Source organism: Streptomyces yangpuensis, from assembly GCF_024666385.1.
Taxonomy (GTDB): Bacteria; Actinomycetota; Actinomycetes; order Streptomycetales; family Streptomycetaceae; genus Streptomyces; species Streptomyces yangpuensis.
The window spans coordinates 5,605,721-5,618,110 of the sequence record NZ_CP102514.1 but is presented as its reverse complement, the minus strand read 5'-3'; the positions used below and the strand labels follow the sequence as shown (position 1 = coordinate 5,618,110).

General features: G+C 72.9%; 8 protein-coding genes. 5 read left to right on the top strand and 3 right to left on the bottom strand.

The window, feature by feature from the left end:
- Positions 1-2: 2 nt before the first annotated feature.
- Positions 3-1,370 (bottom strand): M16 family metallopeptidase, encoded by a 1,368-nt coding sequence (locus tag NRK68_RS25725; protein ID WP_183068261.1) that lies wholly within the window; start codon positions 1,368-1,370, stop codon positions 3-5.
- A gap of 240 nt (positions 1,371-1,610) precedes the next feature.
- Here NRK68_RS25725 and NRK68_RS25720 point away from each other — a divergent pair, with 240 nt between their 5' ends.
- Both NRK68_RS25720 and NRK68_RS25715 read left to right on the top strand, forming a co-directional pair.
- Positions 1,611-4,067: a DNA gyrase/topoisomerase IV subunit A gene (locus NRK68_RS25720; protein ID WP_257856866.1), complete on the top strand. Its 2,457-nt coding sequence runs from the start codon at positions 1,611-1,613 to the stop codon at positions 4,065-4,067.
- 107 nt (positions 4,068-4,174) lie between these two features.
- The gene (locus NRK68_RS25715) at positions 4,175-6,265 is read left to right on the top strand and encodes a restriction endonuclease (protein ID WP_257856864.1); all 2,091 of its coding nucleotides are present in this window, start codon (positions 4,175-4,177) and stop codon (positions 6,263-6,265) included.
- On the opposite strand, the gene NRK68_RS25710 is transcribed toward NRK68_RS25715, so the two are convergent.
- Positions 6,262-7,383 carry a CobW family GTP-binding protein gene (locus NRK68_RS25710; protein ID WP_257856862.1) on the bottom strand — a complete coding sequence of 374 codons (1,122 nt, stop codon included), beginning with the start codon at positions 7,381-7,383 and terminating at the stop codon, positions 6,262-6,264. The genes NRK68_RS25715 and NRK68_RS25710 overlap by 4 nt on opposite strands.
- Before the next feature lie 31 nt (positions 7,384-7,414).
- A complete protein-coding gene (locus NRK68_RS25705) occupies positions 7,415-8,575 on the bottom strand; it encodes a citrate synthase (protein WP_257856860.1) in 1,161 nt (386 codons plus the stop codon).
- Between the two features lie 81 nt (positions 8,576-8,656).
- Between NRK68_RS25705 and NRK68_RS25700 the strand changes: the two genes are divergently transcribed.
- From NRK68_RS25700 to NRK68_RS25690, 3 genes are all read left to right on the top strand, one after another.
- A complete protein-coding gene (locus tag NRK68_RS25700) occupies positions 8,657-9,892 on the top strand; it encodes a citrate synthase (protein ID WP_257856858.1) in 1,236 nt (411 codons plus the stop codon).
- Positions 9,893-10,025: 133 nt separating this feature from the next.
- The gene (locus tag NRK68_RS25695; RefSeq protein WP_257856856.1) at positions 10,026-11,627 is read left to right on the top strand and encodes a sensor histidine kinase; all 1,602 of its coding nucleotides are present in this window, start codon (positions 10,026-10,028) and stop codon (positions 11,625-11,627) included.
- Entirely contained in the window at positions 11,624-12,325 is a 702-nt protein-coding gene (locus NRK68_RS25690) for a DUF7342 family protein (RefSeq protein WP_183068254.1), read from the top strand. The genes NRK68_RS25695 and NRK68_RS25690 overlap by 4 nt, the downstream gene beginning before the upstream one ends.
- The last annotated feature ends 65 nt before the right edge of the window (positions 12,326-12,390 follow it).

The window sequence follows — 12,390 nt, the reverse complement described above, 5'->3', positions numbered from 1 at the left end:
GCTCACTGCTCCGCCCCCTCGTTCTCGTCGCTGTCGGCGTTCTCTTCGCCCTCGTCGCCCTCGGCCCCGTCCGCCGCGAGCGGCTCGTAGACGAGTACCGCGCGGTTGTCCGGGCGCAGGCGGGCCGCGGCCACGGCCTGCACCTCCTCGGCGGTGATGTCGAGGACGCGCTGGACGGCGGTGAGGGCCAGCTGCGGGTCGCCGAACAGCACCGCGTACCGGCACAGTTCGTCGGCGCGGCCGGCCACCGTGCTCAGCCGGTCCAGCCATTCGCGCTCCAGCTGCGCCTGGGCGCGCTCCATCTCCTCGGCGGTCGGGCCCTCGGCGGCGAACCGCGCGAGCTCCTCGTCGACGGCCGCCTCGATGGCGGGGATCTCGACTCCGCTGGAGGTCTTGACGTCCAGCCAGCCAAGGGACGGCGCCCCGGCCAGGCGGAGCATGCCGAAGCCGGCGGCGACGGCCGTCTGGTCGCGGCGTACGAGGCGGTTGTGCAGCAGCGAGGACTCGCCGCCGCCCAGGATGGTCAGGGCCACGTCGGCGGCGTCGCACTCGCGGGTGCCGTCGTGCGGCAGCCGGTAGGCGGCCATCAGCGCGCGGGCCGGGACCTCCTCGACGATCTCCTCGCGCAGCTGCTCCCCGATGACGTCGGGCAGCGAGCCGTCGCGGGGCGGCTGCTTGCCGTCGTGGGAGGGGATGGTGCCGAAGTACTTCTCGATCCAGGCGAGCGTCTGCTCCGGGTCGATGTCCCCGACGACCGACAGCACCGCGTTGTTGGGCGCGTAGTACGTACGGAAGAAGGTGCGCGCGTCCTCCAGGGAGGCGGCGTCCAGATCGGCCATGGAACCGATCGGGGTGTGGTGGTACGGGTGGCCCTCGGGGTACGCCAGGGCGGTCAGCCGCTCGAAGGCGGTGCCGTAGGGGACGTTGTCGTAGCGCTGGCGGCGCTCGTTCTTGACGACGTCGCGCTGGTTCTCCATGGACTCGTCGTCCAGGGCGGCCAGCAGGGAGCCCATGCGGTCCGCCTCCAGCCAGAGCGCGAGCTCCAGCTGGTGGGTCGGCATCGTCTCGAAGTAGTTGGTGCGCTCGAAGCTCGTGGTGCCGTTCAGGGAACCGCCGGCGCCCTGGACGAGCTCGAAGTGGCCGTTGCCCGGTACGCTCGCCGAGCCCTGGAACATCAGGTGCTCGAAGAGGTGAGCCAGGCCGGTACGCCCCTTGACTTCGTGGCGCGAGCCGACGTCGTACCAGAGGCAGACCGCGGCGACCGGGGTCAGGTGGTCCTCGGACAGCACCACGCGCAGGCCGTTGGCCAGCCGGTGCTCGGTCGCTGTCAGGCCGCCGGAGCCGGCCTGGGCTGTGGCCGTGTGACCCATGGGCATGTGGTCCCTTCGATCGCGATGCAGAGATTTCCGTCAGACCTGTCACTGTATGCAAGCGCGTCGGCCACCGGATAAGTTCCCGGCCCAGACCTGGGTCGGAGTCGGCGTTGTCGGCGCCTCGGGCCACAATGGTCGGCGTCGTACCCCGCCGGACACCGGCAGGACCCAGCCAGACCCCGCCAGACCAGCCAGACACCCAGCACATCCCATTCTTGGTTAAGGAGCCGCGCAGCGATGGCCCGCCGCAGCACGAAGACCCCGCCGCCGGAGGATTTCGAGGAGAAGATCCTCGACATCGACGTCGTCGACGAAATGCAGGGCTCCTTCCTCGAGTACGCGTACTCGGTGATCTACTCCCGTGCCCTGCCCGACGCCCGGGACGGCATGAAGCCGGTGCACCGGCGCATCGTCTACCAGATGAACGAGATGGGGCTGCGTCCCGACCGCGGGTACGTGAAGTGCGCCCGCGTCGTCGGCGAGGTCATGGGCAAGCTCCACCCGCACGGCGACGCCTCGATCTACGACGCCCTCGTGCGCATGGCCCAGCCCTTCTCGATGCGTCTGCCGCTGGTCGACGGCCACGGCAACTTCGGTTCGCTCGGCAACGACGACCCGCCGGCCGCGATGCGTTACACCGAGTGCCGGATGGCCGACGCCACGTCACTGATGACGGAGTCGATCGACGAGGACACCGTCGACTTCACCGCCAACTACGACGGCCAGGAGCAGGAGCCGGTGGCACTGCCCGCCGCCTACCCGAACCTGCTGGTCAACGGCGCGTCCGGGATCGCGGTCGGCATGGCGACCAACATGCCCCCGCACAACCTCGGCGAGGTCATCGCCGCCGCCCGCCACCTGATCCGCCACCCGCACGCGGACCTGGAGGCGCTGATGCGCTTCGTCCCGGGTCCCGACCTGCCGACGGGCGGCCGGATCGTCGGGCTCTCGGGCATCAAGGACGCCTACGAGAACGGCCGCGGCTCCTTCAAGATCCGCGCGACGGTGGCCGTGGAGAACGTGACGGCCCGGCGCAAGGGTCTGGTCGTCACCGAACTGCCCTTCACGGTCGGCCCCGAGAAGGTCATCGCGAAGATCAAGGACCTGGTCGGCTCCAAGAAGCTGCAGGGCATCGCCGACGTCAAGGACCTCACCGACCGCGCCCACGGCCTGCGCCTGGTCATCGAGATCAAGAACGGCTTCCACCCGGAGGCCGTGCTGGAGCAGCTCTACAAGCTGACGCCGATGGAGGAGTCCTTCGGCATCAACAACGTGGCGCTGGTGGACGGGCAGCCGCTCACCCTCGGCCTCAAGGAGCTGCTGGAGGTCTACCTCGACCACCGCTTCGAGGTCGTCCGGCGGCGCAGCGAGTTCCGCCGCACCAAGCGCCGGGACCGGCTGCACCTCGTCGAGGGCCTGCTGGTGGCCCTCATCGACATCGACGAGGTCATCCGGCTCATCCGCGACAGCGAGAACTCCGCCCAGGCCAAGGCCCGGCTCATGGAGCGGTTCTCGCTGAGCGAGACCCAGACCCAGTACATCCTGGACACCCCGCTGCGCCGGCTCACCAAGTTCGACCGCCTGGAGCTGGAGTCCGAGCGCGACCGGCTGATGGGCGAGATCGACGAGCTGACCGGGATCCTGGAGTCCGACAACGAGCTGCGCAAGCTGGTCTCCGCGGAACTGGCCGCCGTCGCCAAGAAGTTCGGCACCGAGCGCCGTACGGTCCTGCTGGAGTCGGCGGGCACCGCGGTGGCGGCCGTCCCGCTGGAGGTCGCGGACGACCCGTGCCGGGTGCTGCTGTCCTCGACGGGCCTGCTGGCCCGTACGGCGAACGGCGAGCCGCTGCCGCAGGACGAGGGCGGCTCCCGGGCCAAGCACGACCTGATCGTCTCGCAGGTCGCCGCGACCGCACGGGCCGACGTGGGCGTGGTCACCTCAGCGGGCCGGCTGCTGCGGCTCTCGGTGATCGACCTGCCGCAGCTGCCGGACACGCACGCCGCGCCCAACCTCGCGGGCGGCGCGCCGGTCTCGGAGTTCCTCTCCGGGCTGGAGCCGGACGAGAAGGTCGTCTGCCTGACCTCGCTGGACGAGTCCTCGCAGGGGCTGGCGCTGGGCACCGAGCAGGGCGTGGTCAAGCGCGTCGTGCCGGACTACCCGGCCAACAAGGAGGAGCTGGAGGTCATCACCCTCAAGGACGGTGACCGGATCGTCGGCGCGGTCGAACTGCGCACCGGCGAGGAGGACCTTGTCTTCATCACCGACGACGCCCAGCTGCTGCGCTACCCGGCGGGCCAGGTGCGCCCGCAGGGCCGCCCCGCGGGCGGTATGGCGGGCATCAAGCTCTCCCAGAACGCCAAGGTGATCCACTTCTCGGCGGTCGACCCGGGCCGGGACGCCGTGGTGTTCACCGTGGCCGGCTCGCACGGGACCCTGGACGACTCGATGCTGTCGGGGAAGCTGACCCCCTTCGACCAGTACCCGCGCAAGGGCCGGGCCACCGGCGGCGTGCGCTGCCAGCGGTTCCTGAAGGGCGAGGACCTGCTGGTGCTGGCCTGGGCCGGCGGCGCGCCCGCCCGCGCGGCGGCGGCGAACGGCGCCCCGGCCGAGCTGCCGGCGACCGATCCGCGCCGGGACGGCTCGGGGGCACCGCTGCCGGCGGCGGTGGCGACGCTGGCAGGGCCCGCGCTGTAGGAGGTTGCAGACCATTCGGGTGGTACGTCCGGGGGACGTACCACCCGAATGGCGACTAGTGTTTTCCCTCTTGGCACTGTCGGGTGGGGCGGGAGAACACAGAGCTGATGAGTCGTCGGTCGGGCGGACTGATCGGGGACTGGGCCGAGGCCCAGCGCCGGATGCAGCAGACGCAGCAGATCCAGCACCGCGAGGCGGAACGCCGGCAGCGCGCGTACGAACGGGAGGCGGCCCGGGGGCAGCGCGAGCAGCAGGCCGCCTACCGGCAGCATCGCGAGGCCGAGGCACGACGGCGTACGGAGCGCATCGAGGCGGAGGTCTCCGCGCTCCAGGGGCTGCTGGCCGCGGGCTGCCGGGCACCGGCGTTCCGTACGGCCGCACTGGTCAGGCCGGAGCAGCTGGAGCCCTTCGCCCCGGGGAATCTCGCCCATCCTCTGCCCATGCCGCGCCTTGAGCAGTTCCAGCAGCAGAGCAGCGGCTGGGCCCTCGGCCCGAACCGCCGGGCGCAGGCGGAGCGCGAGGCCCACGCCCGCTACACCCAGGCTTGGCAGGCGGCGCATGCCGCCGAGATGCAGCGGCAGCAGCAACTGGCGGCGTACCGGCAGCAGTACGACCAGTGGGCGGCTCAGCAGCTCGCCGGGATCCGGGAGCACAACAACGGTCTCGCCGAGCTGGCCAGGGCGCTGCGCGCGGGTGACGCCGATGCCGCCGTGGAGTACTTCTCGGCCGCCCTCTACGCCTCCACCGCCTGGCCCGAGGCACTGCCCAGGCAGCTGGCCGCCGCCTATGATCCGGGCGCGCGCGAGCTGGTGCTGGACTGGCAGCTGCCGGGATTCCAGGTGGTTCCCGAGGCCAAATCGGTGCGGTACATGCCAAGTACGGACCAGGACAAGGAGACGGCTCGCCCCGCCACACAGCGGCGCGCGCTGTACCGGGACCTGCTGGCCCAGTGCCTGCTGCTGGTGGCGCGCGAGCTGTACGCCGCGGACGAGTTCGGCGCGCTCGAGTCCGTCGTGGTCAACGGCTTCGTGGACGACCACGATCCGGTGACGGGGCAGGAGGCGCAGATCGTGCTCGCTTCCGTGGCGGCGGCCCGCTCCGCCTTCGCGGGGCTCCGGCTGGAGCAGGTCAGCGCGGTGGACTGCCTGGTGGAGGGGTTGCGCGGGCAGCTGTCGGCGCGGCCCGACCAGCTGACGGCCGTACGCCCCGGGCGCAGGCCCGACGAGGTCGGCGGAGGAGTCGTCAGCCACGGCGGGCACACGTCCGGCGGCGAGGACGAGCCGGACCTGTTCGGGATGGACCCGATCGCCTTCGAGAACCTGGTGGCCGAGCTCTTCCGGGCGATGGGCATGGAGGCGGTGACCACGCAGCGGTCGGGTGACGGCGGTGTGGACATCGAGGCGAACGACCCGTCCCCGATCACGGGCGGCCGGATCGTGGTCCAGGTCAAGCGCTACCGGAACACCGTGCCGCCCACGGCGGTACGGGACTTGTACGGCACGGTCCAGGACAAGGGCGCGAACAAGGGGGTGCTGGTCACCACCTCGTCCTTCGGGCCGACGTCGTACACCTTCTCCAACGGCAAGCCGCTGGAGTTGGTTCCCGGGGAGAAGCTGGTGGAGCTCCTGCACCAGTACGGGCTGCGCGGGCGCCTCGGGGGCGGCCCGGGGGCGGCGGTCCCGCAGCGGCCCGCTCCCGATCCCGAGCCGCCGGCCGACCACAACGTGCTCGGCATGACCTGGTCCGGCCGGGTCGCGCTGGACGTGTGCGCCCTGGTCTGCGCCGGCAACCGGGTGCTCAGCGAAGACCACTTCGTGTTCTTCAACAACCCGCGCACACCGGACGGTTCGGTACGCGCCCGGGCGCACGCGGCGCCCGACAAGGCGGCGCTGGAGGTCTCCTTCGACGCGCTGCCGCGCGAGGCCGACCGGCTGGTGCTGGTCGCCGCCGTCGACCCGGAGGCCGATCCGCACGCCGACCTGGCCGGTTTCACCGATGCCCGGATCCGGCTGCTGGACGCGGCGGGCGCGGAGGCCGGGCAGCTGGAGGTCTCCGACGGCCGGGCCGGGGAGACCGCGCTGGTGCTCGGCTCGTTCCGGCGCCGGTCGAACGGCGACTGGGACTTCGTGATCGGCGGGAAAGGCTACCGGGGCGGCCTGGAGGACCTGCTGCGCGAGTACGGCGTCGAGGTCGCCTAGGCCCTGTCGTCCGGGTCGGGCACCCCTTCGGCCTCTATCTCGGCTTCGGCCTCGGCCTCGGCCTCGGGCGGGGCCGCGGGCCGGGGCCGGTCGACGTAGCGGAGCACGCCCCACATGCTCTCGGGGTTCGCGTCCTGCGGGGCATCCTCGCGGCAGGCCTCCAGCGCGCGCACCAGTGCCTCGCCGTCGGTGCCCGCGCCGATCAGGACCAGCTGTGTGAGGCGCGCTTCGCCCCGCCCCCAGGGCTGCGGGGCGAAGCGTAGGAAGCGGCCGACCGCCTGGATCTCGTAGCGCTCGTCGTGTCCGGGGACCCCGAACCACACGAAGCCCTTGATCCGGTAGAGCCCGGTCGGCCGCCGGTCGAGGAAGTCCATGAACCGGCGCGGGGAGAGGGCCAGCTCAGAGCGGAACTCCGTGCTCTCGTAGGCGGCGTGCTCGTGGGTGCAGTGGTCGTGGCCCCCGGCCTCCGCGAGCAGGTCCTCGAAGGACAGCTGTCCCCGGGTCTCGGTCCAGGGCCGGCGGTCGAAGAGCAGCTCCGGGTCGATACGGCCGTGGTCGGCGCCCACGACCGGGGTGCCCGGCGCACAGAGCGCGGCCAGTTCGGTCTCGATCCTGGCCCGTTCGCGCGCGTCGACGCGGTCGGTCTTGTTGAGCACCACCAGGTCCGCGACGGCGAGGTGGCGGTCGGTCTCCGGGTGCCGGGCCCTGGTCCCGTCGAACTCCGCCGCGTCCACGACCTGCACCATGCCGCCGTACCGGACGGCCGGGTTCTCGCTGGCCACCAGCATGCGGATCATCTCCTGGGGCTCGGCCAGGCCGCTCGCCTCGATGACGATCACGTCGATCCGGTGGACGGGCGCGGAGAGCTTCTCCAGGTAGGCGTCCAGCTCGCTGCCGTCGACGGCGCAGCACAGGCAGCCGCCCCCCAGGGAGACCATCGAGTCCCCGACCTGGCCGGCCACCGACATCGCGTCGATCTCGATGGAGCCGAAGTCGTTGACGACGACCCCGATGCGGGTGCCGCCGCGGCTCGCGAGGAGATGGTTCAGCACGGTGGTCTTCCCGGATCCGAGGAATCCGGCGAGGACGACGACGGGGATGGGCTGCCTGCTGTTCACCCGGTCGATCGTAGTCAGGCTCCGTGGCCGGTCAGTCCAGCAGCGGCACCGGCTGCGGCGGGGTGGGTCCCGTGTACCGGGCGGCAGGCCGGATGATCTTCGAATCGGTGGCCTGCTCCAGGATGTTCGCGCTCCAGCCGACGACCCGGGCGGCGCAGAAGGTCGGGGTGAACATCTCGCGCGGCAGTCCGCACAGCTCCATGACCACGCCCGCGTAGAACTCCACGTTGGTGTGCAGTTCCCGGCCCGGCTTCAGCTCGGCGAGGATCTCCTCCACCTGGCGTTCGACCTCCACGGCGAAGTCCACGAGGGGGCCGCCGAAGCCGAGTGCGATGTCGCGCAGCATGCGCGAGCGGGGGTCCTCGGTGCGGTAGACGGGGTGCCCGAAGCCCATGATCCGGTCGCCGGCGAGGACCCGTTCGCGGATCCACGGCCCGATCCGTTCCACGGTGCCGATCGCGTCGAGGGTGTCCAGGGCGCGGCTGGGGGCGCCGCCGTGCAGCGGCCCGGAGAGCGCGCCGATGGCCCCGGTCAGGCAGGCGGCGACGTCGGCGCCGGTGGAGGCGATCACGCGGGCGGTGAACGTCGACGCGTTGAAGCCGTGGTCGACGGTGGATATCAGGTACCGCTCGACCGCGCGGGCGCGGACCGGATCGGGCTCCTCGCCGGTCAGCATGTAGAGGTAGTTGGCGGCGTACGGGAGGTCTTCGCGCGGCTCGACCGGCTCCAGGCCCAAGCCCAGCCGGTGCAGCGCGGTCAGCAGGGTCGGCACCGCGGCGCAGGCGGCCAGGGCGTCCGCCGCGCGGCGCGCCGGGTCGAGGTCGTACACCGGGCGGAAGCCGGCGGACGCGCCGAGCAGCGAGAGCGCGGTGCGCAGCCCGGCGAGCGGTCCGGAGAGCCGGCCGGCGCGGGCGATGCCCGGCAGCGCCTCGCGCACCTCGGCGGGCAGTCGGCGCAGCCCGGCGGTCTCGGCGGCGAAGGCGGCCCGCTCGGCGGCGTCCGCCGGGAGCGTGCCGCGGAACATCAGGTGCCACACGTCCTCGAAACTGCGGCCGGCGGCGAGCTCCACGGCCGAGTACTGGCGGTAGTGGTAGAAGCCCTCGCGGCCCCGGACGTCGCCCAGCCCGGTTTCGGTGACCACGACTCCCGCGAGACCCCGCGGTCCTTCGATGGTGCTGTCGGTGGTGTTCATGCATCGACCATCCATGATGGATTCAATTCGTGTCAATGTTGATTCGATCAATACATTCGTTCCATCTGTAGGGTTGCCGGCATGAGTGATCAGACGGACAGCGGACGCAGGCTCAGCACCCAGGAGGCGGCGCGGGTGCTCGGCGTGAAGCCGGCGACGGTGTACGCCTATGTCAGCCGGGGCCAGCTGGCCAGCCGCCGCGACCCGGCCGGGCGGGGCAGCAGCTTCGACGCGGCCGAGGTGGAGGCACTGGCCCGGCGCAGCCGGCGCGAGGCGGCGGCTCCCACCGCCGGCGAACTCTCCGTCCGCACGGCCCTCACCCTCATCGAACCCGACCGGTTCTACTTCCGGGGCGTCGATGCCGTGGCCCTGGCCTCGCGGTACCGCTACGAGGAGGTCGCCGAGTGGCTCTGGACGGGAACGCTCACCCCCGGGACCCGGTTCACCGCTCCACCGGAGGTGCTGAAGGCGGCCCGCCGGGCGGTGGACGCCCTGCCGGCGCACAGCGGCCCGGTCGACCGGCTGCGGGTGGCGGTGGCCGCCGCCGCGGTTGCGGATCCGCTGCGCTTCGACCTGTCGGAGGAGGCCGTGCTCGGCTCCGCCCGCTGCCTGATCCCGACGCTGGTCGGCGCACTGCCCGCGGCGGGCACCGGGTGGGCCGGTGACGGCCGGATCGCCCGGCAGCTGTGGTCCCGGCTGACCCCGCGGGAGCCGGACCCGGACGCGCTCGCCGTGCTGGACCTGGCGCTGGCGCTGCTGGTCGACCACGACCTGGCCGCCTCCACACTGGCCGTACGGGTGGCGGCATCGGCGCGCGCGCATCCGTACGCGGCGGTGTCGGCCGGGCTCGGCGCGCTCGAAGGGCCGCTGCACGGCGCCGCCGGGAGGCTCGCGCACCGGATGCTGGTGGAAGTCCTCGAACAGGGCGGAGCCGCGCCGGTGATCGCCGAGTACCTGCGGGCCGGCCGCCGGGTCCCGGGCCTGGGCCACCGCCTCTACCAGGGCGAGGACCCCCGGGCGGGGGCGCTGTTCGCCCGCCTGGAAGGGCTGGACCAGGCCGGTCCGGCCCTGGCCGCGGCCCGCGAGGTGGCCTCGGTGATGGCCCGTCAGGGCGGGCTGCACGCCAACGTGGACCTGGCGCTGGCGGTCCTGACGGTGTCGTGCGGCATGGCCGCCGAGGCCGGGGAGACGGTCTTCGCGGTGGCCCGCACGGCTGGCTGGATCGCCCACGCGCTGGAGGAGTACCAGGAACGCCCCCTGCGCATGCGGCCGAGCGGCCAGTACCACGGGCCCCGCCCACCCCGGCCGATGCCCTGAACGACGTCCGCCGCCGCCCCACCGGCGGCGACCGGACCGCCCGGGACGTGAGTGGCGTATCCGACAAGCGGGGCGCAAACGTTCCGCTTACGCCGGGGCCGACCTACCGTTGCTGCCCATGCGGTTCCCCCACATGAGCGCTCGGCGCCTCGGGCTGCCCAGACGGGCGGTCTCGCAGATCCTCCTGACCCAGCTGGCCATCGCCGCCGGTGTCGTCGTCCTGGCCACCGGGCTGTTCCTCGCACCGCTCGGCGCCCAGCTCGACGACCAGGCCATGCGGCGCGCCCTGGCCATCGCGCAGAGCGCCGCCGCCGACCCCGCGATCGCCGCCGGCCTCCTGGACTCCGAGGCGTCGGCGGACAGCCCGGTGCAGGCCTCCGCCGAACGGATCCGCCGGGCGACCGGCGCCGAGTACGTGGTCGTCCTCGACCTGGACGGCATCCGCCGCTCACACCCCAGCCCCGACCGGATCGGGCTGCCCGTCTCCACCGACCCCGGCGACGCCCTGGCCGGCCGCGAGGTCATGGAGATCGACGAGGGCACCCTGGGACGCTCCGCACGCGGCAAGGTCCCGCTCCTCGCCGCCGACGGCGAGATCGTCGGCGCGGTCTCGGTCGGCATCGCCTACGACAGCGTCCGCGACCGCCTGCTCGGTGCCGTCCCGGGCCTGCTCGCCTACGCCGGCGGCGCCCTGGCCGCGGGCGCCCTCGCCGCCTACCTCCTCTCCCGCAGGATCCATCGGCAGACCCGTGACCTGGCCTTCTCCGACATAGCCGGCCTGCTCGCCGAACGCGAGGCCATGCTGCACTCCATCCGCGAAGGCGTGATCGCCCTCGCCCCGGACGGCCGCGTCCGGCTGGTCAACGACGAGGCCGCCCGCCTGCTGGGCCTCGCCCCGGACTCCCCCGGCGCCTTCGCCGGGCGCCCGCTGGACGACGTCCTCACCGCCGGCCGCACCGCCGACGTACTCTCCGGCCGCGTGACGGGCCGGGACCTGCTCACCGTCCAGGGCCCCCGCGTCCTGGTCGCCAACCGCATGCCCACCGCGGACGGGGGCGCCGTCGCCACCCTGCGCGACCGCACCGAGCTGGAACACCTGAGCCGCGAACTCGACTCCACCCGTGGTCTGATCGACGCCCTGCGCGCCCAGGACCACGAGCACGCCAACCGCCTCCACACCCTCCTCGGCCTGCTGGAGCTGGGCCTGCACGAGGAAGCGGTGGAATTCGTCACCGAAGTCGTCGGTGTGCACCGCACGACCGCGGAACAGGTCACCGAGAAGGTCCACGACCCGCTGCTCGCCGCCCTTCTCGTGGGCAAGGCCACGGTCGCCGCCGAACGCGGCATCCCCCTGCGGCTGGCTGCCGCCACCCTCCTTCCCGACCGCCTGGCCGACCCGGGCGGACTCGTCACGATCGTCGGCAACCTGGTGGACAACGCCCTGGACGCCGCCGCCGGCGGAGCGGCGCCCTGGGTAGAGGTGGAACTGCGCGCGGAGGGCCGCACCGCCGTCCTGCGGGTGCGCGACAGCGGCCCCGGGATCCCCGCCGGGCGCCGCGAGGAGATCTTCACCGAGGGCTGGTCGACCAAGCAGCCCAGGGCCCACCGCGAGCGCGGGCTGGGCCTCGCCCTCGTACGCCGCCTCGCGGAGCGGCAGGGCGGCAGCGCCCGGGCCGGTGAAGCAGCGGACGGAGGGGCGGAATTCTCCGTCGTACTCCCGGAGGCCCTGCGATGAACGAGACCCCGATCCACGTATTGGTCGTCGACGACGACATGCGTGTTGCCCTGATCAACGCGGCGTACGTGGCGAAGGTTCCCGGTTTCCGGGTGATGGCGCAGGCCCATTCGGCGGCGGAGGCACTGGACTTCCTCTCCGCCCACCCCGTGGACCTGGTCCTCCTGGACCACTACCTCCCCGACGGCAGCGGCCTGGACCTGGTCCGCCGCCTGCGCCAGCGCGGCGACGGCACCGATGTGATCATGGTCACCGCCGCCCGGGACCTCGCCACCGTGCAGGCAGCCATGCGCCTCGGGGCCCTCCAGTACCTGGTCAAACCCTTCACCTTCGCCGGGCTGCGCGCCCGGCTGGAGGCGTACGGCTCGCTGCGCCGCACCCTGGACACGGGCGGTGAGGCCGAACAGGCCGAGGTGGACCGGATCTTCGGCGCCCTCGCCGGTGCGAGCTCCGTGAACGAACTCCCCAAGGGCCACTCGCCCACCACGGCGGAACTGGTCCGTCAGGTCCTGCGCTCCGCCGAGGGCCCCCTGTCCACCCAGCAGATCGCCGACCGGGCGGGCATCAGCCGCCAGACCGCCCAGCGTTACCTGAAACTCCTCGAACGCTCCGGCCGCGTCTCGCTGGCCCTGCGCTACGGGGAGACCGGCCGCCCGGAGCACCGCTACACCTGGCTGCCGCCGCAGGGCCCGGCCTGACACCTCCGGCCGGGCCCGTCGCCCGGGCCCCCGCGGTTGCGGCGCCTCCGCTCGGGTGGCTGCGC

Bases quoted from the DNA above. Each gene is read 5' to 3' on its own strand.
- NRK68_RS25720 (WP_257856866.1), top strand. From the start codon at position 1,611: ATGGCCCGCCGCAGCACGAAGACCCCGCCGCCGGAGGATTTCGAGGAG.
- NRK68_RS25705 (WP_257856860.1), bottom strand. From the start codon at position 8,575: ATGAACACCACCGACAGCACCATCGAAGGACCGCGGGGTCTCGCGGGA.
- NRK68_RS25700 (WP_257856858.1), top strand. From the start codon at position 8,657: ATGAGTGATCAGACGGACAGCGGACGCAGGCTCAGCACCCAGGAGGCG.
- NRK68_RS25695 (WP_257856856.1), top strand. From the start codon at position 10,026: ATGAGCGCTCGGCGCCTCGGGCTGCCCAGACGGGCGGTCTCGCAGATC.
- NRK68_RS25725 (WP_183068261.1), bottom strand. From the start codon at position 1,370: ATGGGTCACACGGCCACAGCCCAGGCCGGCTCCGGCGGCCTGACAGCG.
- NRK68_RS25715 (WP_257856864.1), top strand. From the start codon at position 4,175: ATGAGTCGTCGGTCGGGCGGACTGATCGGGGACTGGGCCGAGGCCCAG.
- NRK68_RS25690 (WP_183068254.1), top strand. From the start codon at position 11,624: ATGAACGAGACCCCGATCCACGTATTGGTCGTCGACGACGACATGCGT.